Source organism: Clostridium sp. BNL1100 (genome assembly GCF_000244875.1).
Classification (GTDB): Bacteria; Bacillota; Clostridia; order Acetivibrionales; family DSM-1351; genus Ruminiclostridium.
In genome coordinates, this window is record NC_016791.1 from 2,373,446 (window position 1) to 2,399,107 (window position 25,662).

Here is a 25,662-nt window from a genome sequence, read left to right on the forward strand (position 1 = left end):
AGAGGCCGTTGAAACAGCCCCTTTAAATTTCAAACTATTTAAGCTTATTAACCAATTCTTTAAACACATTTCCACGGTGTTCAAAATTTTTAAACATATCAAAGCTCGTGCTTGCAGGCGACAAAATTATACAGTCACCGGATTTTGCCTGTTCATACGCTTTTTCAACAACTTCTTCATAACTGTCGCAATGAATTATTTTTATTTCATTTTCCATGTCCCTTTGCTGTAGATAATTCTTATATGCTTCCTCGATTCTTGAAGCAGTAGCACCTATCAGCAACAGGCACTTTACCTTCTCAGCAATAATTTCACCGATTGAATCATACGGTATTCCCTTATCCTTCCCTCCGGCAATAAGAATTACTTTATTCTTAAAAGTTTTTAATGCCGCTATTGTTCTTGAAGGGCTGCTGTCGATAGAACTGTTATAGAATTTTACCCCACTAAGCTCCCTTACCAATTCTATTCTATGTTCAACACCATTAAATGTAGTTGCAATCTTTGCGATGGTCTCAGGTTTTACATACTCTATAGTTGCTGCAGTTGCAGCCATATAATTCTCTATATTATGAACTCCTGGAATCTTAATTTTGTCACCTTCTATAATTTCGGTGCTGACGTTTCCGTTTTTCACCATTATTTTGCCGTCTTGATATACAACACCTTCATTAAGGTCGTTCAATCTTGAAAAGTAAACATATTTACCTCGAGCCTCATAATTAAAACTCTTTGTAATTTCGTTGTCATAATTGAGAATAAGCTTGTCATTTTCTTTCTGATTAATAAAAATGTTCTTTTTTGCATCAATGTACTCTTGCAATGACTTATGAACATCAAGGTGATTAGGAGTTATGTTTGTAACAACAGCAACCGACGGACAGTCTTTAATGGTCATTAGTTGAAAACTACTTAATTCCAATACTACCTTGTCAGTTTCTTCAACATCATCTATTTTGCTCAGTAGTGGTGTCCCTATATTTCCGCCAAGCCAGCAATTATAACCTTCCTCTGAAAGTATTTTATAAATCAAGGTTGTAGTAGTTGTTTTTCCATCGCTTCCGGTTACTGCAAAGACCTGTGCCGGACATAATTTTAAAAAAACTTCCATTTCTGATGTAAGTTCAGCACCATTCTCTACTGCCTGAACAAGTTCCGGTAGATCGGGTCTCATACCCGGTGTACGGAATATCAAATCAAATCCGTTTAACTTGGAAAGATAATCAGACCCAATACTATATTTAACAGGCAATCCTTTCAATTCAGTGAAAGCATCTGCAAGTTTTTCTTCTGGTGATTTATCAAATGCAGTTACATCTACCCCAAAATTTATGAGATATTTAATCAAAGGAATATTACTTATACCTATTCCCATAACCGCAACCTTTTTATTTATAACGTCTTTCTTGAACTGTTCCAGCTTATTATTCATAATTACCTCCGTTATTCTCCATATTTCACATAAAATAAATATTGCCTATTGAAAAAACAAAAAACATATAGTAAAATACTAATGCAGTTAAGTCGTGCGGATATGGCGGAATTGGCAGACGCGCATGGTTCAGGTCCATGTGAAAGCAATTTCATGCAGGTTCAACTCCTGTTATCCGCACCAAAAGAGTTTGAATATTAAATTTCAAACTCTTTTTTTATTTCTATCATTACTTTAAACCTGATAATTAAAATTATCTGAGTCCTTTATATAGAAAAATGTCTTCAGTGATTTAAAATTGTACTTATTTGCCATTATGAGCTGTTCCGTACTTCCTACAAAAAGCACACCTTGATGATTTAATGCCATATTAAATTTTTTGTATATTTCGGTTTTTGCTTCCTCTGTAAAGTATATTAACACGTTCCTGCAAACTATTAAATCAATGTTGGTGGGATAAGGTTCTCTTAAGAGATTGTGCTGCTTGAACTCAACACAATTCTTTACTTCATCCTTTATTTTATAGCTTTCACCCAAAACTGTAAAATACTTGTTTTTAAACTCCTGTGGTAAATTCTCGACACTTTTAGCATTATATATACCAGTTTTTGCCTTTTCTATGGCTCCCATGTCTATATCTGTTGCAAGTATCTTTATAGAGCTAAGAGGCATAAGTTTATTGAGTACCATAACAAGGGTATATGGTTCATCTCCTGTAGAACATGCGGCACTCCATATTGTCAGCTTCTTTTTTTTGCTCAGCAAAAGTGGAAAAATTTCTTTCTCCAAAACAGACCATTGGTCCGGATTTCTGTAAAACTCAGACACATTTATCGTAAGGTAATTTATAAATTCCTTGAACAATTCCTTATTATCTTTTAATGCCTGCACGTAATCCTTGTATGTATTATAATTATTCTTTCTTATAAGAGCATCGATTCTTCTTTTCATTTGCTTTTCTTTGTAGAGAGTGAGATTTATCTTAGTCATTTTGAAAATTTCTTCTTTAAAGCCTTCGTAATCCATATGAACCTCCTCATTGGTTTATTATTACGTTTTTTATACAATATTATATTCAGAATGAGGTATGATGATGTTTTTACACTTAAATAAAGGATGTACCAAATGTACATCCTTTATTATAATTATTTAAAATGAAAAGTATAATCAAAATTATCCTTTAACGCTCTCACCAATTGTGTTGGTCATATCTTCAACATGTTCTTTTGGAAGTTCTTCCTCTTCAGTTGCTGAAAGGCCTTCTTCCTTTTTTGCTCCTACAGGATCAATTGGGTTTACTTCCTTTATGCTAAGACTGATTTTCTTTGTTTCCGCATCAAATTCAATTATCTTTGCGTCAACCTGCTGACCAACTGTCAAAGCATCACCCGGCTTACCTAAGCGAACTGATGAAATCTGGGAGATATGAACCAATCCGTCAATTCCTTCTTCGAGTTCAACAAATGCACCGAATGGTACAAGTCTTACAACCTTACCTGTTACTACATTACCTACCTGATATTTTTCTACGGCCTTAGCCCATGGGTTGTCTGCTTGTTTCTTGTAGCCAAGTGAAATACGCTTCTTTTCCTTGTCAAAATCCAGTACGGAAACAATTATCTCATCTCCAACCTTAACAACCTCAGACGGATGCTTTATCTTGCTCCATGAAAGTTCACTAAGGTGTACAAGCCCGTCTACTCCGCCGATATCTACAAAAGCACCGAAGTCCATAAGGCTCTTTACCTGACCTTTGTATGTCTTACCTATTTCAATATTATTCCATATCACACTGGATGCAGCTTCCTTATTCTTTTCAATTAAAGATCTTGCTGAACCCACAACTTTTCTTTTCTGCTTATTTACTTCTATAATCTCAACCTGTAAAATCTGTTTTACAAATTCAGAAAGATCCTTAACGAATCTGTCACTGATTTGTGAAGCAGGAATAAATACTCTAACACCACTGGCATTACCAATTACACCGCCGTTAACCTTTTCAGTAACCCTAACTTTTACAGGCTGCTTGTTCTCAAATGCACTTTCAATTACATCCCATCCTTTAACGGCATCAACCCTCTTCTTGCTCAGAAGAACGTTACCTTCACCATCGTTTACCCTTACTACAAAAACGTCAATCTCGTCCCCAACTTTAAGTGATTTTTCAGGATTAAAGTCCGGATCATCAGAAAACTCCTGCATTGGAATGATTCCGTCTGATTTATACCCCATGTCAATAAATACTTCATTATGGTTATATCCAATAATTTTACCTTTTGTAATCTGACCCGTAGTCAAAGTTACGAGTGAGCTTTCAAAAGCATCAGCAAAGCTCATTTCCAAATCCTGTCTATTTAATTCACTCATTTTATGAATAACCTCCTTGATTACCCAGTCAGGTGTTGACGCCCCTGCAGTAATACCAATTTTTTTAATTTTTTTTATATCAACCGGTGGAATATCATCGGCTGTTTGTACTTTAAATGTATTATCACAATTTGCCTTGCAAATTTGATAAAGTTTATTGGTATTGGAACTGTTATTTCCGCCAATAACCAACACCATGTCAACCATTTTTGAAATTTTTTCTGCTTCAGTTTGTCTTTTGTCTGTCGCATTACATATTGTATCAAATTTTAAAACATTTTCAAACCTTTTATTTAATCTAAGTATAATTTTTTCCCATTTATCACGAATAAATGTAGTTTGAGCAACAATACATATCTTTTTTTTGATATCGGGCAGATCATTAACATTATCCTCATCTTCAATGATAAAGGCACTATTATTGCACCATCCGTTTATCCCTATTATCTCAGGATGGGTCTTATCGCCTGCTATAATTATCTGGTAACCTTCCCTATATTTCTTGTTGACCAAGCCATGTATTTTTTCCACATAAGGACACGAAGCGTCTACTACCTCAAGTCCACGGATTTTCAATCTTTCAATTACCTGTGGGCCTACACCATGAGCTCGTATGACCACCTTTGCAGGAGCCTCCGCCTCTTCCGGATTGTTTATTGTGGTAACTCCGTATTTTGTAAGTTTTTGTACTACCTGATCATTATGAATTATAGGTCCAAGTGTATATATTTTATGTTCTGATTTTGTCGCCAAATCAGATACTATTTTAACCGCATTATTTACTCCAAAGCAAAACCCGGCGGTATTTGCGATAACCAGTTCCATTAAATCGACCTCACAATTTATATGTTTGCATAATTCTTATAGAAGTAGAGTATTCTCTCAGCTACTTCCTCTATTGTCATGGAAGTAGAATCTATCTCAACAGCATCCGGTACTTTTTTGAGGGGGGCAAAAGCTCTTGACATGTCGTTATTGTCCCTATTTCGCATATCTTCTCTGACTTCATCTAAATTAACCTGTTGACCTTTCAAAACAAGTTCTTCATATCTCCGCTTAGCTCTCTCATCAATATCTGCATTTAAAAATATTTTAAGATTTGCCTGGGGCAGTACATATGAACCTATATCCCTGCCATCCATAACAACATCTTTCTCATCTGCGATCTTCCTTTGAAGTTCAACCATTTTAAGTCTTACTTCTTTAATAGCTGCAACACTTGCAGCACCTGCAGATACTTCCCCTGTTCTTATATCCTCTGAAACATCACGACCATCCAAGAAAATCTTCTGGGCATTGTCATTATGTGTAATGGCTATATTTATATTTTCAATTATCCTGATTATATCTTCCCTGGATTTAGTATCAACACCACTTTCTATTGCCTTCAACGCCACTGCCCTGTACATTGCTCCCGTATCAAGGTATATAAAGCCAAGCTCGGCTGAAACCTTTTTGGCAATTGTACTTTTTCCGGCACCTGCCGGACCATCTATTGCTATGCTCTTTGGCATTCTTATCATTCCGTTTCTTGTATTGTATTTATCTTACGTCTGCTACTACTTAACTAAGTCGGGCCTTAATACCTGAGCCCCTTTAAGATATACATGATTAATTTCGATGTTACTCTTTTCAGTATTAATGTGTATCAGCACTCGTATGCATTTTCCCAGACTGCCCGGAACGTTTATTTCGTTTGTACACATAAGAGGAATATCGTTCCAACCTATTTGTCTTGCAGCTACTGCCGGAAAAGTTGCATTCAAATCATGTGTAACCGTAAATATTGCACTTATTATATCTGTATTTTCTAAAGAATTTCTTTCTATAATTTCCACAAGAAGCTCTTTTGTTCCTTCCAAAATTAACTCTTTTGTATTTTCTGATACCGTTATTGCCCCTCTTACCGCTCTTACAGCCATTAGTCTCTCCTTAAAAATGGTATTTTAAATCTATACAACTCTATGTCCAAGTCCTATTGAAACCTCGTTTAAATTCAAGAGACCTATACCGAAAAACACGGCAACACTTACATGATCCTTATACCTAGCTATTCCGATTTTCCCTCCGACATTCAAGCCTATTGCCTTTGGCATTATCTGCGATATGGCCTCTCTTGTTGCACCTGCTACGGCACCCTGCTCTGCATGACTTTCGCTAATTACTCCTTCACGTTTTGACGATACAACTGCTCTCTCCACAATCTTCATAACTGATGAAATAAACTCACCACCATAGTCAACAGCAGCAGTGTTTATGCCTGATTGCAGAAATTCTTGCTGAAGCTTCTTCTCAGTTGTCCTGTCATTGGTTAGTGCAATTCTTATTGCTGCACTTGCTATTTCTTTGCTTCCAAATTCTTCATTAGCCATATTAACCTCCGCTAGCCATAGTGCGACTACTAATAATTATTATATATTTTTACTCATATTCAACTCAAAAGAACGATGATTGTAACATTTATTACCTTATTAGGAGTTTTAAGTCAACAAAAACCTATACAGTTAAATTATATAGGTTTTTCTATTATAAAACAATAATTAAGTTAATTTTGTCAAAGACATAAACCAATTAATTAAACTGGATTTTAACCAATTTCTTAATATTACGTTCAATATTTGCAATTGCATTTATACACTTATTGTTTATGTTTGATGAAGCATTTTGCACCTTGATAATGTGGCTTATCTGGCTTTCGCTGCCGTCAATCTCTATGACATCTCCATCGTTCACATTAATGGGGATTTCTATCTTGTCAAATACTGCAACCTGTTCACCATTCACCAGTATCTTGGCCTGCGGATCAGGCTCTTCATCAATCAGCTCCAAAGTCACCTTTCCTCTTCCATAGAGGTATTCGTCACTTCCAAGAGGTATTCCCACAGACTTATCCATAATATTCAGACGAACCCGTACTGAAGGCACTGACAGGACGATCTGAACAGATATAAGTACTATAAAAAATATAATACAAGTCCGAAACAATATCTTTTCTAATGATGATGTTTTATCTGTTTGAGTAACTTTATCATTGTTCCTTTTCAAGTTAATTTTCATATACCAAGCCTCAATTTGTTTATTTACTGTTAATATGTACAAACTTTCGGCCAAATACACATAATTTCCCAAAATTGATTATAACTTTTAGCAATTTAACCCTGCAAGGTAGCCTGTTGAAAAGGCAATTGTAAGATTAAAGCCGCCTGTGTATGCGTCAACGTCAATTACTTCACCAGCCATAAATAAACCGCTTATTTTTTTTGATTCCATGGTTGAGGGATTTATTTCACTTGTTTTTATTCCACCAGCTGTGACTATGGCTTCCTTAATTGGCCTTGCACCGATGATAGTAATTTTAAGGCTTTTTAGCAGTGTGACAAGTCTTTTTCTTTCTTCTTTTGTAATTTGATGTACAGGTTTCTCAGGATTGATTTCAGATAACTTTATTATAACGGGAATGAACTTTTGAGGCAGTAGATCATCCAGTGAATTTTTATATTGTTTTCTTGAATATTTGTCAAAATCCCTCTGAACTCTCTCATCTAGTTTTTCCAAAGTCAATGCGGGTTTTAAATCCAAAAAGAGAGCTACATTTTTAAAATCATAAGAGAGTAAATGTCTACTTGCACTCAGAATTACCGGCCCTGACACTCCAAAATGAGTGAAAATCATTTCACCAAAGTCGTTATATATCTCCCTACCGTTTCTGTTTTTAAATGAAACAAAAACATTTTTAAGGGAAAGTCCTTGTAAATCTCTAATCCAATCTTCCTGTGTAATAAGAGGTACGAGGGATGGTTTTAACGGAGTTATGGTGTGGCCCAGCTTTCTCACCATTTCATATCCGTCCCCGGTTGAGCCTGTTCCCGGATAAGACATTCCGCCTACCGCAAGTATAACCGATTCAGCCTCAACAGTGCTTCCATCAGCAAGGCGAACTCCGGTCACTTTATTGTCTTGGGCAAGAATTTCAGTAGCTGTCGCTTCTGTATTTATTTTAACACCATTTGATTTAAGGAAATCCAAAAGCGTGTTCAATACATCTCTGGAAGAATCTGATTCAGGAAAAACCCTTCCACCTCGTTCTACTTTGGTACGAAGTCCCTTTTGATTGAAAAAATCAATTAAATCCTGATTTGAAAACGTATAAAAAGCCGAGTAAAGGAAGTTCCCATTCCCCGGCGTATTTTCTATCAAACCTTCAACATCAGTATCATTAGTAATATTACATCTGCCTTTACCTGATATTAAAAGTTTTTTGCCAAGCCTGCTGTTTTTCTCCAATAAAATAACGTCCCGTCCTCTTCCGGCTGCAATTCCTGCAGCCATTATTCCTGCCGGGCCGCCTCCAATTACTATTACTTTACCCATATGTGTCCTTTCAACGTAAATTACAGTTTTTCATCATGATATTCGTCTTTTTCGTATACCTCATATTCATCCCATATCTTTTCAAGCTTTTCAAAGGTATTGTAGACATCATTTTTCCTTCTCATACCTACTGCTACTATTAATGCATTTATAAGGCTTAAAGGAGCAACAAGTGAATCTACGAAGGAAGCCATATCGCTTCTGGCCAATAAATACTGGTTGGCAGCCTGTGCAACCGGCGAATCTGCACTGTCAGTAATGGCAATTGTGTTAACCCCCTGGTCTTTTGCAAACTGTAATGCCTTTATAGTTCTTTTAGAGTAACGTGGATAACTAATCCCAATAACAACGTCCCCAGGCTGTGCTTTTATGATTTGTTCAAACATTTCGCTGACACTTGTGGTATGAACAAGTCTTATATTATCAAATATCAAATTGAAGTAGAAACCAAGAAAACTTGCAAGAGGAGCAGAACTTCTTACCCCAAGAATGAATATCCTTTTTGCTCCCAATATGGTTTCAACTATTTCATTGAAATTGTTTGTGTCCATTTGTTCAAGTGTTAATTTTATTTTATCCATATCAGATTGCAATACACTCTTTAGTATATTGTCTTCATTGAGCCTATTCGATGATACCTCTATTCGCTGTACTGAAGTAAGCTTGCTTTTTATAAGCTCCTGAAGGACCTTCTGAAGCTTAGGATACCCATCAAATCCCAATTCTATAGCAAATCTTACTACAGTGGATTCACTCACGCCTACTATTTCTCCAAGCTTGGCTGCAGTAACAAATGCAGCCTTGTCATAATGGTTTGTTATATAGTTGGCTATAAGTTTCTGACCCTTACTGAAATCATTATATTTCTGTTGTATTAAACTCAATAAATCGTTATTTTTAAGGCTGTTATTCATAATCTCCTCCAAATGCACTTCTAAACAATATAACTTATATATTACCTTTTTGCAGGAAAAAAATCAAGCAATTGCATTTTTTTAAGTACATAGAATCTAGAAATAACTTTATTAATATTATTTCAAAACCTACTAATAATATTGATATACATAATCAGCAGGAGGTTAAAATACTGAATATGATACAAATTGACGATGCTGGAAGCGGAAGCTTTATTGGCGGTACATGTATCGGTTTTTACAGACCTGAAACAAACGAATATTACTTTGATATTATTCCTGTGGAGCTTTATAATACAGATAACTTTAAAAAAAAATTGTATCTGGACGATGTTGTTGAAATAGCCAAGAAGGCCTTTAAAGCTCTTCGTGTATCAAAGTCTGAATCAATTGAAATTTGCAGAGGCTATATGTTTGAGAGGCTGAAGTGCTGGTTGACAGAAGAAGGCTTTTGTTGGTACGTAACCCAGATAACTGGACGGATACAGGAAGTTGTTGAAAAGAACTTTGAGCTATATGCAGTTAATCTCGGACTTCCTAATGATTATATAAAATTTACCAGATTCCCCTTTCACTTCCATAAACTTCTCAGATGGGTGCTGTCTGATTATGAAAACAGGATTAACCTGTGTAAGGTTGGATGGAAGAGCTGGCAAAAGATTAAAGATATTACCCCTACATTGAGTTATTCACAAATCCAGCAGTCAAATTTTGTATGTCTTAAATGCGGAAAACATATAAAAAAGGGCTCAGACGTTGCTGTACTTGAGTTTTTCAGTAATAAGCAAAATTTTATTTATCTTCACAGCGGGTGTGAAAATTAATTTGAAGCAAAAAACCCCCACAGTTTTACCGTGGAGGTCTCGCAATTGTGAAAAATTAAAACGGGGTTTTATGTTTTATATCTTTGTTCTGAATCTATCAAGCATACCGTACAGACCCCATCTGTTCTGATTTTGGTTAATCTTTGAGATGTTGCCGATTCTGTACTCTCTGCCGTCTCTTTCACCCATTTCATTGACTACGGCTGATATTGCTGCTACAACTTCGGGTTTTATTCCGTCTGCTGCTGGTGCAGTAGCCTTATTTCTATCCTCAATACGCTGTTTAAAGAACTTCTCGGCTACCTGAGGAAGCATTGCGTATGAAAGTATATCTTCATCCTGCTCTATATAGTCCTTAACAGCTTCTCTAATCTTTTCAAGCTCAGGCTCAATAAGATCTGCAGGTCTGCATGTAATTGGCTTTTCATCACCCAGAATCTTAGTTTTTATCTCATCACTAATAGGTGCAGGTGTTTTACCGTATTCACCCTTTACAACGCCTTTTGATTCCTTTGGTACCATCTTGTATCTCTCACCAGTCAATACATTAAGCACCGCCTGGGTACCAACTATCTGACTTGATGGTGTAACAAGTGGAGGATAACCGAAATCAGCTCTTACTCTTGGAACTTCCTTAAGAACCTCTTCATATTTATCCAGAGCATTTGACTGCTTCAATTGGGAAACGAGATTTGAAAGCATTCCTCCGGGTACCTGATAAATAAGTGTGTTAACGTCAACACCCATTACTTTTACATCCAATAGTCCGCTTTCTATATATTTTTCTTTAAGAGGTCTGAAATAGTCTGCAATTTCACTGAGTTTTTCCAAATCCAGTCCTGTATCGAATTCAGTTCCCTTTAAAGTTGCTACCAACGGCTCTGTAGGCGGCTGTGACGTTCCCATTGACATAGGTGAAATTGCACAGTCAACAACATCAACACCTGCTTCTATAGCCTTCAGATATGTCATTGATGCTACACCGCTTGTATAGTGCGTGTGCAACTGTATTGGTATCTTTACACTTTCTTTTAGAGCTCTTACCAATTCGTATGCCTGATACGGTACTAAAAGTCCAGCCATGTCCTTGATACAGATAGAGTCTGCTCCCATGCTCTCCAACTGTTTTGCATCTTTTACAAAAAGTTCAAGATTATGAACCGGGCTTATTGTGTAGCAGATACAGCCCTGAGCATGGCCGCCTTCTTTTTTACATGCCTTAATTGCCGTCTCAATATTTCTGGCATCATTCAATGCGTCAAATATTCTCATTATGTCCATACCGTTTGCAACTGCTTTTTGGACAAAGTATTCAACTATATCATCTGCATAATGCTTATATCCTAAAAGGTTCTGACCTCTAAGCAGCATTTGCAGAGGTGTCTTTTTTGCAACATCTTTTATTTTTCTCAGTCTCATCCATGGATCTTCATTTAAAAATCTCATACATGAATCAAAAGTAGCTCCACCCCAAGCTTCCAGCGAATGGTAACCAACATTGTCAAGCTTCTCAACAATGGGAAGCATATCTTCGGTCTTCATTCTGGTTGCTATAAGGGACTGGTGAGCATCTCTTAATACTGTTTCCGTAATTCTTACGCCTGCCATTTTTCCATCTCCTTTGCGGTAAAGTCAGCCTTTTAGGCTATAGATACCATTAATTCTCCAGCAGTAACAGACTTTCCGGCTTCAACAGTTAAAGTAGTTATTTTACCGTCAGCCGGTGCTACTATTTCATTCTCCATTTTCATGGCTTCCAGTATTAAAAGCACCTGTCCTTTTTTAACCTCGTCACCGAGATTAACCTTTACCTTTAAAACAGTTCCCGGCATTGGAGCAGCAACATCCCCTGCCTTGCCTGCCTGAGGCTGTGCAGATTTTGCAGCCGCAGTCTGCCCTGGTTTGGAGGCTCTTGGCTTTGGAGCAGCCGCAACCGGTCTTCCTCCGCCAACTTCTTGAACCTCTACTTCATAAGGAGTTCCGTTTACCTTAATTATATATTTATTCATTACACTCATCCTCCAGATATTTTGTTTCCTATATTATAGCGGAATGTTACCATGCTTCTTTGAAGGCCTGTTTTCCCTCTTCGTATCCAACATTTCCAGTGCCTTTATAATTTTTATTCTTGTTTCAGAAGGCTCTATAACATCATCAATATAACCTCTTGATGCTGCTACATAAGGATTTGAAAATTTGTCTCTGTATTCCGCAATCTTTTCCTGTCTGGTTTCTGCCGGATTTTCAGACGCTGTAATGTCCTTTTTGAATATGATATTTGCTGCTCCGTCAGGTCCCATAACAGCTATTTCAGCTGATGGCCATGCCAAAACCATATCTGCTCCGATTGTTTTGCTGTTCATGGCAATGTAAGCTCCGCCATATGCCTTTCTGAGAATGACATTTATCTTTGGAACTGTTGCTTCTGAGAATGCATATAAGAGTTTTGCACCATGGCGGATTATACCGTTATGCTCCTGTGCCACACCGGGTAGGAATGCAGGTACATCTGTCAATGAAACTACAGGTATATTAAAAGCATCACAGAAACGGACAAAACGTGCCGCCTTATCAGCTGCATTCATATCAAGGGAGCCAGCCATTACTTTTGGCTGATTCGCAACAATACCAACACTTTTGCCATTCATTCTTGCAAATCCGATTATTATATTCTGAGCGAAATAACTTTGAATTTCAAAGAAATCGCCATCATCTACTACTTCAGCTATTACGTCAAACATATCGTAAGGTTTGTTTGATTCTTCAGGAATAATACTATTTAGGCTTTCGGCTAATCTGTCAGCAGCATCAGACACTCCGTAGTACATAGTATCTGATACGTTATTATCCGGAATAAAGCTTAAAAGTCTCTTTATATCTTCTATGCACTCTTCTTCACTTGAAGACTTGAAATGTGCCACACCGCTTACAGCAGTATGAACGTCTGCACCTCCCAGATTTTCAACTGATACGTCTTCACCCGTAACAGACTTGATTACCTGTGGTCCTGTAATAAACATCTGACTTGTTTTTTCTACCATAAATATAAAGTCGGTTATAGCCGGTGAATAAACGGCACCGCCTGCACATGGCCCCATTATTACTGATATCTGGGGAATGACACCTGATGCGAGAGTATTTCTGTAAAAAATATCTCCATAACCTGAAAGTGCATCCAAACCTTCCTCGATACGAGCTCCGCCCGAATCATTAATTGCTAAAAAAGGTGCTCCCATTTTCAGAGCCATATCCATAACCTTTGTAATCTTCTTTGCGTGCATCTCTCCCAATGAACCGCCTATAACAGTAAAGTCCTGAGACGCTACAAAAACTTTTCTGCCGTTAACTGTTCCGTAACCGGTAACAACCCCGTCACCAGGAAGTTTCTTCTTCTGCATACCAAAGTCAAAGCATCTGGATTCTATGAATGCATCTACTTCAACAAAACTGTTCTCGTCAAATAACAAATCGATCCTTTCTCTGGCAGACAGCTTTCCATCTGCGTGTCTTTTTGCTATTTTCTCTTCTCCGCCGCCCTGAGCTATAGTTGTCTTCATATTTTTTAGATTTTGTATCTTTTCAATTTGTGACATGCAATCACCTCTTTAAAATATATACTAGATAAATTATTCTATAAATTCAACGTGTTAATTCTCAAATTGATAATTTATCCGGCAGTTTCATAACTATTATTAGTTATTAGCACCTAGTAATAATTATATTATATTAGGAAAAGAGTGTCAATATAGCTTATATACTCTCCTTAAATTTATTTGATACAACATGGAAATTTATATATAATAGTAGATATTTAATTATGTCAACACAATTGCTGTTTATAGGTTTGTTTTATAAAATTTTTCTGTTTGCCCCCTCAAAACAGAATGTACTTGCGAATAATATTGTAAGGAGTGAATATATAAGTTGACCATTCTAAATTTATTTAGCAAATCCCGGAAAAAAGCACAGTCTATCGAAGAAACTGTGGCTAAGATCAAGAATGGGGAAACTCATTTAAAAGAAGGCTTAATTAACGACTACAAACCTTTCATTTTAAAAGTAATATCCACGGTCACAGGTAAATTTGTTGACACTAAAAACAGTGATGAGCTCAGTATTGGCCTTATGGCTTTTAATGAGGCTATTGAGTCTTATAACCCTGAAAAAAATGTAGGGTTTCTGAGCTTTGCTGAAACAGTTATAAAACGAAGAATAGTAGACTATATAAGAAAGGATTACAAGCATAGTAACGTTTATCCTTTCACCTATTTTCAAACTAACGATATTGATGATAAAGATATTATTGAAAATAAATACATGGTAGTTGAAGCAAGTACTTTTTTTGATAATGTGGAACTAAAAGAAGAGATTGATTTATTCAGAACAAGACTTAAAGATTTCGGAATAAGCTTGTCTGATTTGGTTGGAAATGTCCCCAAGCATACAGATTCTAAAAAACTGGCAATAAGTATTGCCCGGGTTCTGTCGGAAAATAAATCCTTGTCTGATATGCTCATTACAAAGAAAACCATCCCTATGTCGCAACTAATGAAAATAGTGCAAGTAAACCGTAAGACCGTTGAAAGAAACAGAAAATTTATAATAGCAGTTTATTTAATACTGAACAGTAGACTTGAAGTATTACAGGAATATGTGAGCAATATAGAGAAAGGAGGAAATAACCATGGGAAATAATACCGGAATGATTCTTGAATTTAAGGGTAATAAAGCTATCGTAATGACAAGTACATGTGATTTTATAACTATAACCAGAATGCCTGAAATGTTTGTTGGACAGCAGCTGGATTTAAGCAACTCTGTTCTCCCAAGGAAAATTAATCCGATGAAATATTTTGCTATCGCCGGGATGTTTGTTTTAATATTTTGTTCGCTTTTAATTTACCAATTGGTTAAACCGTCTTCTGTTTTTGCATATGTTGATGTAGATATAAACCCAAGCCTTGAATTATCAATAGATAAAAAAGCCAATGTTATTGAGGTCAAAGCACTGAATAGTGATGCGGCAGCTCTTATAAAAAATATAAGACTTGTAAACAAGTCCTTAACCAGTGCCGTAAGGATTATTATAGAAGAATCACAAAGTAAAGGGTTTATTCATCCCGGCACCAAAAATGCGGTTTTGATTTCGGCTTCAATAAAGTCCGGTAGTGAAAAAGTTCTTGATGGTATTGTTTCTGAGCTTCAAAAAACGGATTTCAGAGTGGGGTCTGAATCTATAAAGCCGGAGGTAATTAAGGTTAATCCAACCGAAAGATCCAAGGCTGTAAGAAATAATATTTCCATGGGACGTTATAAGCTGTTTGAAGAAATTTCAGATTCGGACGGTGATATAGATATACAAAAGGCCAAAACCGAAGGTATTTCCAAAATAATTGAAGCATATGAAGCCAAAAAGCAGAACAAAATATCTTCTGATAAAAATAAAGACAATAATTACAAACCTGTACAAGAAAATGAAAAAGCCCTTGACATGCCAGAGAAAAGCACTGATAAAGATACTCCCACGGTTCCTAATAGTAAGAAGCCAGAAAATAACGACTCTAAAAATTATAGTAATGAGAAAACAAACAACTCAATAAGTTCTGCTGAGAAACCGGATAAAGCAGATAAACGGGTTAAGGTCATTCCTTCCGGCAGTGAAGATAAATCTTCAAATAATAGTGATAGCAGTGGAAATACTGTCAAAGAAAGCCCTGATAAAAAGGAAACTTTTAATCAGGGCTCAAAACCTATTCCTTCGGAAAACGGTAAAAAAGCTCCTAATGATAATACCAACGGAAAGCCTAATAACAATTCCTCAAGTGAGAAAAAAGAAGAAAATGGTGCTAACCAACAAAATGAAAAAGGTCAAGGTAAAAAATAGAGAGATAGCCGCTTTTTCCTAACCAATCTTCTCTAAACAAACAAAAATAGGAGGACAGTTTATCTGATTAACAAATTCGGTTTGCATTACACTGAATTTCTTGCAGTCTATTGTTTTAATATAATTAATAACTTCGTTCTTTTCATCAAAACCACTGTCCCCCCCATAGTATACAACTATACTGATTATACCGTGAGGAACTACCAGCTCCATGGCACTTTTAATAGCCTCGATGGTAGTTCCTCCCCTAGTACCTATGTTATGGTCTCCTCCCGGAAGATACCCCAGATTAAACATAGCAGCTTTAATAGGCTTATTTACATACTTCATCATATTTTGATGGCCGTCATGAATTAGATTAACCCTGCTCAAAAGATTTTCCGATTCCAATCTGTTTTTTGTGGTATCTAGTGCCGATTCCTGAATATCAAAGGAATAAACCTGCCCACCCGCGCCCACTAGTCTTGCCAGAAATGCCGTATCGTGCCCGTTCCCGGCAGTCCCATCAATAACGGTATCGCCGTTACAGACCACACGGGAAACTATTTCATGAGATTGGTATAATGAATTTTTTAAAATACACATTAAAAACTCTCCTTTTCATTAACTTTACTTATCGTAGATATATTATAATGATTGTTTTTATGCTATAATTTAAACACACATTCTAAAATTTGTATTAAGGAGATTTAATTATGGATCAATATAATGAATCGGATATTGCTTTACAGGATGATCCCCAATCAACAGCAACTAACAACGCAGTATTAAACAACAATACCTATCAGCAGCCGCAAGCTGACTATCGGTATCAGCAACAACATATACCTCAACCGGGTATTTACAATTCCATCATCAACAGTCTGTCAGGATGGATGAAATTTTTAGGAATATACACAATTGTAATCGGTGCAATAACCTGTATAGGTATTATATCTGCAGCAATCGGTGTTCCTCTTATATTTGCAGGTATTTCCCTTACAAATGCATCTAAGGCTATAAAGGAATATGCTGATTTTAATAATCCCAATGTACTGTATAATTTGTTTACATATCTTAAAAAGTACTTTAAAATCCAAGGTATCATGGTAATCGTGTCTCTTGCACTTACCTTTGTGTATATTGTTATTATATTGGTTGTTTTTGCCCTTGGTGCTTACAGTTATATGTACAATTATTAATATAGAATTTTTATTTCATTGTCATGAAGATGTCTCCACTTTCCCTCGGGAAGGTTATCCAGAGCTATAGGCCCTATCTGAATTCTTTTTAATGTCAGTACTTTATGGCCTATGGCTTCGCACATCTTTCTCACCTGTCTGTTTTTCCCTTCATGGATGGTAATTCGGACAAGTGTATTAATTCCCTGCTTACCTAAAACCAGAAATTCTGCCGGAGAAGTTTGATAATCTTCTATTTTCAATCCGGATTCAAACCTTTTAATTTCATCCTTTTCAGGAAAACCCGAAATGACAGCTTCATAAACCTTATTTATCTCATGCTTTGGATGTGTTAGGCGGTAAGTAAAATCACCGTCATTTGTGAGAAGAATAAGCCCTGATGTATCATAGTCAAGTCTCCCGACCGGATACAACCTCTTTCCCGCATCCTTTACCAGGTCAATAACCGTGGGTCTTCCGAACTGGTCTTTGCTGGTAGAAACATAACCCACAGGCTTGTTCAGCATTATATATACTTTTTTCTCTTCTGTTATAACAGGCTTTCCGTCTACAGTTACTACATCAGTGCTTGATACAGTAACCCCCATGTTCTCCACTATAATGTTATTTATGGCTACCCTACCCTGTTTGATCATTTCTTCTGCTTTTCTTCTGGAAGCAACCCCGGCATGTGCCAAAAATTTCTGTAATCTGATTTCCAACATTCATAATATTCCTTATATAAATTTTAGTATACCTTTTATTCTATATTTGATTTTAAATTGAGTCAACATTATCAGAACTTACAGACAGTGTAAAACTACGTTAAGTAAAACAACAACTTACAACAAAGTCACTTTGTCCTTTGCGAGTTGTTGTTTTGCTTTAACGTTAAGAAAAATGTTTTCCGACACCTTTTATTCTTTACATTTTTCATTTTCTTCTTTTTTATTTTTACTGTGTTCTTCTTTTGGTTTTGACATCTTTTCATTAAGCATTTGACTTGCTTTTTGAACCAATTCCGGAACCATATCCAGAATTTTGTCAACAGATGAATTCACATTTACAGGAAGGAGTTTAACCTGATTCTGTCCGCACACCATAAATGCCACAGGATTTATTGAAACACCTGCTCCACTACCTCCGGCAAAAGGGAATTTTCCTTTATCTTGTTCTTCCTGTGAATTATTAGAGGATGAATCTTCACCATAGTCCCCTCCTCCTGCTGCAAATCCAAAACTAACCTTAGATATAGGTATAATTACAGTTCCGTCAGGTGCTTGAACTGCATCTCCAACTATTGTATTAACATCAACCATTTCCTTGATACTTTGCATTGCTGTAGTCATTAGACCTTCTATTGGATGATTTGACACCAGCACCACCTCCCTTTCTATTTTTTAAGTACAGTATGGCAATTACTTTAGCTACAGTAATAATATTTACAATTTTTAGGCTAAATATGCAGTCTAAGTTTACTTTAATATATTTTCCATTAAAATCGGCCTCAACTTTAATTTCTTTATTTTTAACCTTATATTGCGTAAAAATCAGATTCTCTATCATTCCAATTGCGCTCCATAAAAAGCCGTATAAAATAGCAGTGTTGAACGCATCTCCGGTTCCTTGCTTAATATGAAGCTTGAAGTCTTTTATTATTAAGGATCTTCTGAAAAGTCCTCTCAATATGTGCAAGCTTTTTTTTAATTCTTTCAAGTCTCTCTTACCATTTACCGTTTTTCTCTTAGGTTTTTTATTCTTTTTGGGAATAGGATATATCATAAAGTTTTTAACAACATTATTTCTAAATGAATATATAGTAATAAAAACTGAACAGTCCTTGTTTTGAAGTTTTGCTGTAAAACCCAGTGTCAGTCTGATATTCAAAATTATAGTTACAAGAATGCAAATTATTATAATAACAATAAAAAAAATAACCAAGGGAATCACCTCTTGGTTATTTTTGACATGTTTTACAGTTTTAAATCACTTATTATCCTCTTCTTGTACTTCATCAACAAGTTCCTGAAGATTGAGATCACTTAAATCATCAATATCCAGCAATGGCAAATCCCTAAGGGATTTAAAACCAAAGCATCTCAAAAACTCATCGGTGGTTTCGTACAATCTGGGTCTTCCCGGTACATCCAGTTTTCCTGCTTCTTTAACGAGGTTTCTTTCCAAGAGTCTTGTTACTGCACTATCGGAATTAACACCCCTGATTTGCTCAATCTTGGCCTTTGTTATAGGCTGATTATATGCAATAATCGCAAGTACCTCATATGCTGCCTGTGAAAGAGCCTGTTTCTGCCTGATTTGATAGAGTTTAGATACATAATCAAAATATTCGGGTTTTGAACACATCTGGTATTTCTCGTTGATTTCTCTTATAATAATACCCCTGTTTGACCTGTTATACGAGTCCATCATATTTTTAATTATGCTTCTTGCAGTTTTTTTATCCAACTCCAGTATTTCGCATATTTTATCTAGTGGTAAAGGATCGCCGTAGGAAAAAATAAGGCTTTCAATTACGCACTCTATAGTACTGATTTCCATTTTAGACCTCCATTTTATGACCGGTTCTAGAATTCACTTATGTTTTCATCTATATCATTATATAATTCATAGTCTTCTTTTTCGTTCTGGGTATTGCCGATTACATGAATATCTGAAAATTGTTGATTCTGAACAATTTTGACCTTCTTCATCTTAGCCAGTTCTAAAATCGCCATAAAGCCTGTGACAACCTCTGTTTTAGACTTGGTTTTAAAGGAAAAAAGCTCTGAGAACTTAAAGGAAACCTTGTGAATCAGCTGTTTTACTACCTCTCTCATTTTGCTACGAAGTGAAACTTTTTCATGTTCAACAAGCTTTGTAATGTTTTTTGCACCCAAATTTATTTTTTTCTTATTTCTGTCTAATATTGCAATGTACTGCTGCCGCAAAACCTGAGGGTCGATTTCCATGATTTCCTCTCTTACGGGCAAATCAAGTGCTTCCGGAAGTCTGAAAGAAACTCTATCCCATTTCTTTTCCATCTCTTTTAGTTCTTGTGTAAATTCCTTATATCTTTTATATTCAACCAAACGTCTGACCAGTTCTTCCCTTGGATCTTTTTCCTCTTGCTTTTCCTCTTTTTTGCTTGGGAGAAGAGTTTTTGACTTTATATGCAACAACGTTGCAGCCATTATCAGAAATTCGCTTGCCACTTCAAGGTCAAGCTGCTGCATGGCATACAAATAATCAAGATATTGGTCTGTAATAGAACTTATAGGTATATCGTAAATATCTACCTGATTCTTTTCAAATAAATGAAACAACAAATCAAATGGACCTTCAAAATTGTCAAGTTTTAAAGTACAGGCGTTTGTAAGGGAGCTTTCCATCAACTACCACCTTAATTATTTATGTAATATCGTTTTTTTAACCTTTTAATCTTATCATAAATGGGGCAATAATTACAATATTATTGCGATGGTAGACATATCATTAAAGTTCTAGTAAAATTTATACAGCGACATCAAAGAGATGCTAATAAAGTCGGCCTTTCAGGAATGGAGGAAATATGCTTTTTTCACGCGGGGATATAATTTATACGTTAATGATTATACCGGGAATACTTTTGGGGTTTGTACTGCATGAATTCGCTCACGCAGTTACCGCAAACAAGCTTGGTGATCCTACACCTAGGGTTCAGGGAAGAATTACTCTTGACCCCAGAGCTCATATAGATATTATAGGATTTATTATGATTCTTCTTGTGGGATTTGGTTGGGCAAAACCTGTTATGACCAATCCACGACATTACAAAAAGCCCAGAAGGGATGACATTCTTGTTTCCCTTGCAGGGCCTTTCATGAACTTACTGGTAGCAATCGGTTTTTTATTAATTTTAAAACTGGTAGCAGTAACGGGGTTTCTTTCAAATAACCAGGTTGTTCTTGAAAATGTGGCTAATCTTCTGACATATTCAGCTCGAATAAATGTTGTACTGTTTGTGCTGAACCTTCTTCCAATACCGTTTTTTGACGGCTATCATGTTATTTCAAACATATTTAATACTTGGAAGTACCGTTTCTTTACCATATTGGAGCAATATAGCATGGTTATTTTCATACTTTTGTTATTTACCAGAGTTTTTAATAAGATAGTTGGAATTCCTGCATCATATATTTTTATTTCACTTTATAAGGCAATTATTTTTTAAAGGAGGGAGAGCTTTTACGCTCTCCCCAGACTGAACCACCTTACAATTAGTTTTGAAAAAATTCTGCCGTAAGATACTTTATCAATTCTTTCACTTGCAATGAGATCAAATCTTCCTGCTTCTTTTCCGTCTATTTTATAAATTACTTCCCCAACCTTTTGATTTATTTCAACTGGTGCAGAAAGACCCGGTACAAGTGCTACTTCCTTTTCTACTTTACCCTTTTGACCTTTTGAAACCATTATACTGGTATCAGTACCATATACCGCACTAACACTCAGTTTGTTTCCCTTTTTTACGGGTATATTGCCTACAGCATTTCCTCTTTTATCCAGATTTATTACCTCATAGTTTGCAAAACCGTAATCCAAAAGTTTCCTTGACTCAGCAAACCTTGTATTAGAATCGGGTTCGCCAAGTACAACTGAAACCAGTCTTAAATTGTTTCTACATGTTGTAGCTGATAAGTTAAAGCCTGCTTTGCTGGTAAAACCCGTTTTAAGGCCGTCACAATTTGCGTAGAATTTTACCAGCTTATTTGTATTATACAGGTCAAATGATCCGTTTCTGAAAGTGTCATGCCATTTTCCGGTAAACTGGAGAACTTTCGGGTGTTTCATAATCAGTTCTCTTGACATTAAAGCCACATCGTGTGCAGAACTGTAACCGTCATCATTCAATCCCGTACAATCCATAAATTTTGTATCCTTCATTCCCAACTCTTGAGCCTTGTTATTCATATCAGTTACAAATGTTTCCTCGCTCCCGCTGACCTTTTCTGCCAAAGCAACCGCAACATCATTTGAAGAGTGTATTGCCAAAGCATTCATCATTTCAGTAACAGTAAATTCCTCACCAGGCTCCATGTACGCTTGAGAGCCGCCCATGCCTGCCGAATATTCCGATACGCTTACTTTATCATCAAAAGTAAATCTACCTGAATCTATAGCCTCCATTACCAGAAGCATAGTCATAACCTTGGTTACACTTGCAATCGCAAGTCTCTCATGGCTGTTCTTTTCAGAAAGAACTTTTCCGGAAGCTGCGTCCATCAGTACAGCAGATTTTGCCTTTAAATCAAGAACATTTGTCTTGGTTTCCAATTTTGTTACTGTCACAACGTCATATTTTGCGGATGCCTCAACTGCAGCTTCGTTTGTATCTGCTAATACCGCAGCCGGTAACATGGTTGTAACTATAGCTATAATCAAAGAAAAAGCTAAAACAGAGTTTCTTTTCACTTAGGTCCCTCCAGTTAACTATTCGTTATTTAAAATACAATTCGTCCTAGTTAATTGTTATGCGGGACAATATTAGTATATTCTAGTAAAATAATTATTTTTTTATGTTTCCTTCACTGTCGATATACGCCAGAATCAGCGGTTTTCTTTCATGAGGCAAATCATTTATTACAACTGCTTCGTTTAAAAGAGAAACAGCCTGTAAAAGCGTCTCTTCCCTGTTTGTATACAAAAATGCAAGACAATCTCCAACTTCAACCCTGTCGCCGGTTTTTTTATTTAACATAATACCTGCACTGTAGTCGATTTTACTATCCTTTGTCTCCCTTCCGGCTCCAAGAACCAGTGAAGCCATGCCAATTTTATCGGTTTTCATAGACTGTATATAACCCGGCCTCTTACATATAAAGCTCATCTTGTAAACAGGCTGAGGGAACAAGGTATAGTCATTTATAACTTCTTTATTTCCCCCCTGATTCTCAATCAACTCAGCAAATTTGGACAATGCTTTTCCGCTTTCAACCGCATCGACAACTTTTATCCTGCACTCTTCAAGATTGCCTATGCCACTAAGTTCAAGCATTCTGGCAGCAAGTTCAAATGAAACATCTTTCAAATCCTCAGGCCCCTTGTTTTTTAGTGTATCAATGGCCTCAATTATTTCGAGTGAATTCCCTACTGCATAGCCCAGCGGTATGTCCATATCAGTAACTACAGCAACTGTTTTTCTACCTGTATTACGGCCTATCTTTACCATAGCCTTCGCAAGTTCTACAGAATCCTCATAGGTTTTCATAAATGCTCCACTTCCGGTTTTTACATCCAACACAATTCTGTCGGCACCCGAAGCAAGCTTCTTACTCATAATACTGCTTGCAATAAGCGATATATTATTTACGGTTGCAGTCACATCTCTCAAAGCATATATTTTTTTATCAGCAGGAGCCAGATTTCCTGTTTGTCCAGCAATTGAGATGCCTATGCTTTTTACATTATCTATAAACTGTTCTGTTGAAAGGCTTGTATTGAATCCGGGTATTGACTCAAGCTTGTCTATTGTTCCTCCTGTATGTCCAAGCCCTCTTCCTGACATTTTTGCAACGGGTATTCCGCAGGCAGCAACAATAGGTGCTAGTATAAGCGTGGTCTTGTCTCCTACACCTCCTGTGCTGTGTTTATCAACCTTTATACCGGGTATTGAAGAAAGATTTATTCTATCACCTGAATTCGCCATTACATTGGTTAAATCCGCCGTTTCCCTTTCATTCATCCCCCTGAGGAAAATAGCCATTAAAAGTGCAGCCGCCTGATAGTCAGGAACATTATTATTGCAATATTCCGTAATGAAATAATTTATTTCATCCAAGCTGAGTTCTAAACCATCTCGCTTTTTCTCAATTATTTCGTACATTCTCATGATATAACCTCCATTGGACTTTCTTTGGTTCAAGTAAATCGTATATGTAGCATTTTATCATAAAAAAAGGACATCTCACTATAAATGAGTGTCCCTTTGTACAACAAAATTATGCTCTGGGATGAGTCTTTTTGTAAACATCTTTAATTTTGTTTTTAGCAATCTGCGCATATATCTGAGTCGAAGAAATATCTGAATGACCAAGCATTTCCTGTATTGACCTTAAATCCGCACCATTTTCAAGTAAATGTGCTGCAAAGGAATGTCTTAATGTATGTGGTGTTATGTCCTTATTTATTTTTGCTTGATTCTTGTAATGTTTTATTATCTTCCAGAACCCTTGTCTTGTAAGACGTTTACCGTTTACATTTACAAAAAGTGCTGTTTCCTGACTGTCCTGAATCAAAAAGTTACGGGATTTTTCAAGATACTCATGTACTGCGGCCATTGATATGGATCCGATGGGAATTGTCCTTTCACGTGTGCCTTTATTGCACTTTATAAACCCTAATTCAAAATTAATATCGTCTAAGTTTAGTGATATAAGTTCTGAAACACGAATACCTGTTGCGTATAATAATTCAAGCATAGCCTTGTCACGGATTCCTTTAAGATCAAGGCACTTAGGCTGGTCGAGCAGCAACTCAACCTCTTGGGTTGATAATATCTGTGGAAGCTTTTTTTCTACTTTAGGTGATTCCAACTCGGAGGTAGGGTCATTGTCTATTACTTTATCCTTATAGAGGAATTGATAAAAGGACCTTATTGACGCAAGGTTCCTTGATATGGTAGATGTAGCTCTACCCTTTTTCTGTAAATGTAACAAGTAGGCAATTACAGTTGTCTTATTAGTATTTGCGATGTTGGTTACGTTAATTTCTTTTAAGTATGTTATGTATTGTTCTATGTCCCGTTTATAGGACTGAAGCGTATTGAGCGATAATCTCTTATCTCTCTCTAGAAAATTAATAAACTTTTCAACATTAGCTTCCATCAAACAACGACTCCTTTATTATCTATTTATCCATTTTATGTAAATGGATAATTATACGAAACCATTTTATAATTTGGAATGGTTTTCTAATAATATTCTAATACAAATTATGTAATTTTGAAAGGATTATTTAGGATTTTTATCAATTTTTAACAAATTTTCTATCTGTAATTATACAAATGTCAATAATCTTAAGGTAAATGGAGCTATAAAAGCATCCATAATTGTCATAACCAGTATAAATAAGGAAAAGAAAATAGCAACAAAACAGTAGGGCAGAAATCTAAATTTTAATGTGTCTTCTTTTTTAACAGGTTTTTTAATCCAATTCTTGAATATTCCTTTTGTTAATCTTATACCATTAACTCCGAGGGCAATAATAAAAGGTACTGTCAGGATTTCTTTCGGGAGAAAGCAGAAAACTGAAACCAATATTCCCTTTTCTCCCAGAACTCCCATTACAATCCCTGAACTGAATCCGGTACTAAACCCTTTCATTCCCAAGGTCAGGTAATAAACAGGTAATCCTATTACTGTAACACCAAGCAGCCAAAAAAGTATTATAATTCTCATACTGTCCAGTATTGAAATCTTTAGTAACGATATTCCATTTACATTATCACTGTTTAACAACTTTAAAAAGTCATTGAAAAATGTAGTCATTTCGGTTTTCTGGTGGTAGTCCAGCTCATTAACAGATAGTGCACCGGCCACAATTCCTATTATATAAAAAATAAACAAACTAAGGTATGTGTATTTATTATCTCTTATGTGTTCTTTTACTACATTTGCTGTTTTGTGAATCACAATCTTATCCCCCGGCGTCAAATTGTTTAACCCTCGTTACT

The 25,662-nt window shown here is 36.1% G+C and carries 27 protein-coding genes and 1 tRNA gene; 6 read left to right on the top strand and 22 right to left on the bottom strand.

The features are described 5' to 3' along the window. Positions 1-34: 34 nt before the first annotated feature. The gene (murD, locus tag CLO1100_RS09860; protein WP_014313610.1) at positions 35-1,432 is read right to left on the bottom strand and encodes a UDP-N-acetylmuramoyl-L-alanine--D-glutamate ligase; all 1,398 of its coding nucleotides are present in this window, start codon (positions 1,430-1,432) and stop codon (positions 35-37) included. 96 nt (positions 1,433-1,528) lie between these two features. Between murD and CLO1100_RS09865 the strand changes: the two genes are divergently transcribed. Further along, a tRNA-Leu gene (locus tag CLO1100_RS09865) sits at positions 1,529-1,615 on the top strand. Positions 1,616-1,666: 51 nt separating this feature from the next. Here CLO1100_RS09865 and CLO1100_RS09870 read toward each other — a convergent pair. The 8 genes from CLO1100_RS09870 to CLO1100_RS09905 form a co-directional block, all read right to left on the bottom strand. Continuing rightward, a complete protein-coding gene (locus CLO1100_RS09870) occupies positions 1,667-2,458 on the bottom strand; it encodes a protein-glutamate O-methyltransferase CheR (RefSeq protein ID WP_014313611.1) in 792 nt (263 codons plus the stop codon). A gap of 147 nt (positions 2,459-2,605) precedes the next feature. After that, positions 2,606-4,624, bottom strand: coding sequence for a bifunctional 4-hydroxy-3-methylbut-2-enyl diphosphate reductase/30S ribosomal protein S1 (locus tag CLO1100_RS09875; RefSeq protein WP_014313612.1), 2,019 nt, complete (start codon positions 4,622-4,624; stop codon positions 2,606-2,608). A gap of 17 nt (positions 4,625-4,641) precedes the next feature. Continuing rightward, positions 4,642-5,313 carry a (d)CMP kinase gene (cmk, locus tag CLO1100_RS09880; RefSeq protein WP_014313613.1) on the bottom strand — a complete coding sequence of 224 codons (672 nt, stop codon included), beginning with the start codon at positions 5,311-5,313 and terminating at the stop codon, positions 4,642-4,644. 45 nt (positions 5,314-5,358) lie between these two features. After that, entirely contained in the window at positions 5,359-5,721 is a 363-nt protein-coding gene (aroH, locus tag CLO1100_RS09885; RefSeq protein WP_014313614.1) for a chorismate mutase, read from the bottom strand. Between the two features lie 30 nt (positions 5,722-5,751). Next, positions 5,752-6,171, bottom strand: a complete 420-nt coding sequence (locus CLO1100_RS09890; RefSeq protein ID WP_014313615.1) for a HutP family protein — start codon at positions 6,169-6,171, stop codon at positions 5,752-5,754. Positions 6,172-6,370: 199 nt separating this feature from the next. After that, positions 6,371-6,856, bottom strand: coding sequence for a hypothetical protein (locus CLO1100_RS09895; RefSeq protein WP_014313616.1), 486 nt, complete (start codon positions 6,854-6,856; stop codon positions 6,371-6,373). Positions 6,857-6,943: 87 nt separating this feature from the next. Continuing rightward, positions 6,944-8,170: an NAD(P)/FAD-dependent oxidoreductase gene (locus tag CLO1100_RS09900; RefSeq protein WP_014313617.1), complete on the bottom strand. Its 1,227-nt coding sequence runs from the start codon at positions 8,168-8,170 to the stop codon at positions 6,944-6,946. A 20-nt stretch (positions 8,171-8,190) separates the two neighbouring features. Next, positions 8,191-9,084 (bottom strand): MurR/RpiR family transcriptional regulator, encoded by an 894-nt coding sequence (locus CLO1100_RS09905; protein ID WP_014313618.1) that lies wholly within the window; start codon positions 9,082-9,084, stop codon positions 8,191-8,193. 179 nt (positions 9,085-9,263) lie between these two features. Between CLO1100_RS09905 and CLO1100_RS09910 the strand changes: the two genes are divergently transcribed. Beyond that, complete coding sequence (locus CLO1100_RS09910; RefSeq protein WP_041700210.1) at positions 9,264-9,908, top strand: hypothetical protein; 645 nt, start codon at positions 9,264-9,266, stop codon at positions 9,906-9,908. A gap of 75 nt (positions 9,909-9,983) precedes the next feature. Here the strand turns inward: CLO1100_RS09910 and CLO1100_RS09915 are convergent, their stop codons facing one another. The 3 genes from CLO1100_RS09915 to CLO1100_RS09925 are packed head-to-tail and all read right to left on the bottom strand — an operon-like array spanning position 9,984 to position 13,501. Beyond that, positions 9,984-11,516, bottom strand: coding sequence for an oxaloacetate decarboxylase subunit alpha (locus CLO1100_RS09915; RefSeq protein ID WP_014313620.1), 1,533 nt, complete (start codon positions 11,514-11,516; stop codon positions 9,984-9,986). A 32-nt stretch (positions 11,517-11,548) separates the two neighbouring features. Beyond that, the gene (locus CLO1100_RS09920; protein ID WP_014313621.1) at positions 11,549-11,917 is read right to left on the bottom strand and encodes a biotin/lipoyl-containing protein; all 369 of its coding nucleotides are present in this window, start codon (positions 11,915-11,917) and stop codon (positions 11,549-11,551) included. A gap of 33 nt (positions 11,918-11,950) precedes the next feature. Next, positions 11,951-13,501, bottom strand: coding sequence for a carboxyl transferase domain-containing protein (locus CLO1100_RS09925; RefSeq protein ID WP_014313622.1), 1,551 nt, complete (start codon positions 13,499-13,501; stop codon positions 11,951-11,953). A 331-nt stretch (positions 13,502-13,832) separates the two neighbouring features. On the opposite strand from CLO1100_RS09925, the gene sigI reads away from it, so the two are divergent. Further along, a complete protein-coding gene (sigI, locus tag CLO1100_RS09930) occupies positions 13,833-14,603 on the top strand; it encodes an RNA polymerase sigma-I factor (RefSeq protein ID WP_014313623.1) in 771 nt (256 codons plus the stop codon). Further along, the gene (locus CLO1100_RS09935) at positions 14,593-15,792 is read left to right on the top strand and encodes an anti-sigma factor domain-containing protein (protein WP_014313624.1); all 1,200 of its coding nucleotides are present in this window, start codon (positions 14,593-14,595) and stop codon (positions 15,790-15,792) included. Before sigI ends, CLO1100_RS09935 begins: the two co-directional genes overlap by 11 nt. 18 nt (positions 15,793-15,810) lie before the next feature. Here the strand turns inward: CLO1100_RS09935 and CLO1100_RS09940 are convergent, their stop codons facing one another. After that, positions 15,811-16,377, bottom strand: coding sequence for a class I SAM-dependent methyltransferase (locus CLO1100_RS09940; RefSeq protein WP_014313625.1), 567 nt, complete (start codon positions 16,375-16,377; stop codon positions 15,811-15,813). A gap of 110 nt (positions 16,378-16,487) precedes the next feature. On the opposite strand from CLO1100_RS09940, the gene CLO1100_RS09945 reads away from it, so the two are divergent. After that, the gene (locus tag CLO1100_RS09945) at positions 16,488-16,973 is read left to right on the top strand and encodes a DUF5362 domain-containing protein (protein WP_014313626.1); all 486 of its coding nucleotides are present in this window, start codon (positions 16,488-16,490) and stop codon (positions 16,971-16,973) included. Here CLO1100_RS09945 and CLO1100_RS09950 read toward each other — a convergent pair. The 5 genes from CLO1100_RS09950 to CLO1100_RS09970 all read right to left on the bottom strand — a co-directional run bounded on the left by CLO1100_RS09950 (position 16,970) and on the right by CLO1100_RS09970 (position 20,341). Continuing rightward, entirely contained in the window at positions 16,970-17,677 is a 708-nt protein-coding gene (locus tag CLO1100_RS09950; protein ID WP_014313627.1) for a pseudouridine synthase, read from the bottom strand. The two genes, CLO1100_RS09945 and CLO1100_RS09950, sit on opposite strands and share 4 nt — an antisense overlap. A gap of 192 nt (positions 17,678-17,869) precedes the next feature. Beyond that, positions 17,870-18,328 (bottom strand): GerW family sporulation protein, encoded by a 459-nt coding sequence (gene ytfJ, locus CLO1100_RS09955; RefSeq protein WP_083826370.1) that lies wholly within the window; start codon positions 18,326-18,328, stop codon positions 17,870-17,872. Beyond that, complete coding sequence (locus tag CLO1100_RS21065; protein ID WP_242836537.1) at positions 18,264-18,668, bottom strand: DUF2953 domain-containing protein; 405 nt, start codon at positions 18,666-18,668, stop codon at positions 18,264-18,266. Before CLO1100_RS21065 ends, ytfJ begins: the two co-directional genes overlap by 65 nt. A 270-nt stretch (positions 18,669-18,938) precedes the next feature. Continuing rightward, the gene (scpB, locus tag CLO1100_RS09965; protein ID WP_014313630.1) at positions 18,939-19,511 is read right to left on the bottom strand and encodes an SMC-Scp complex subunit ScpB; all 573 of its coding nucleotides are present in this window, start codon (positions 19,509-19,511) and stop codon (positions 18,939-18,941) included. 26 nt (positions 19,512-19,537) lie between these two features. Beyond that, positions 19,538-20,341 carry a segregation/condensation protein A gene (locus CLO1100_RS09970; RefSeq protein WP_014313631.1) on the bottom strand — a complete coding sequence of 268 codons (804 nt, stop codon included), beginning with the start codon at positions 20,339-20,341 and terminating at the stop codon, positions 19,538-19,540. Positions 20,342-20,520: 179 nt separating this feature from the next. Here CLO1100_RS09970 and CLO1100_RS09975 point away from each other — a divergent pair, with 179 nt between their 5' ends. Next, complete coding sequence (locus CLO1100_RS09975) at positions 20,521-21,162, top strand: site-2 protease family protein (protein WP_014313632.1); 642 nt, start codon at positions 20,521-20,523, stop codon at positions 21,160-21,162. A gap of 14 nt (positions 21,163-21,176) precedes the next feature. Here CLO1100_RS09975 and CLO1100_RS09980 read toward each other — a convergent pair whose 3' ends face one another. The 4 genes from CLO1100_RS09980 to spoIIM form a co-directional block, all read right to left on the bottom strand. Next, complete coding sequence (locus CLO1100_RS09980; RefSeq protein WP_014313633.1) at positions 21,177-22,403, bottom strand: D-alanyl-D-alanine carboxypeptidase family protein; 1,227 nt, start codon at positions 22,401-22,403, stop codon at positions 21,177-21,179. 94 nt (positions 22,404-22,497) lie between these two features. After that, positions 22,498-23,820, bottom strand: coding sequence for a pyrimidine-nucleoside phosphorylase (locus CLO1100_RS09985; protein WP_014313634.1), 1,323 nt, complete (start codon positions 23,818-23,820; stop codon positions 22,498-22,500). 109 nt (positions 23,821-23,929) lie between these two features. Then, complete coding sequence (gene xerD, locus CLO1100_RS09990; RefSeq protein ID WP_014313635.1) at positions 23,930-24,814, bottom strand: site-specific tyrosine recombinase XerD; 885 nt, start codon at positions 24,812-24,814, stop codon at positions 23,930-23,932. Positions 24,815-24,985: 171 nt separating this feature from the next. Further along, the gene (gene spoIIM, locus CLO1100_RS09995) at positions 24,986-25,621 is read right to left on the bottom strand and encodes a stage II sporulation protein M (RefSeq protein ID WP_242836538.1); all 636 of its coding nucleotides are present in this window, start codon (positions 25,619-25,621) and stop codon (positions 24,986-24,988) included. Positions 25,622-25,662 lie beyond the last annotated feature (41 nt).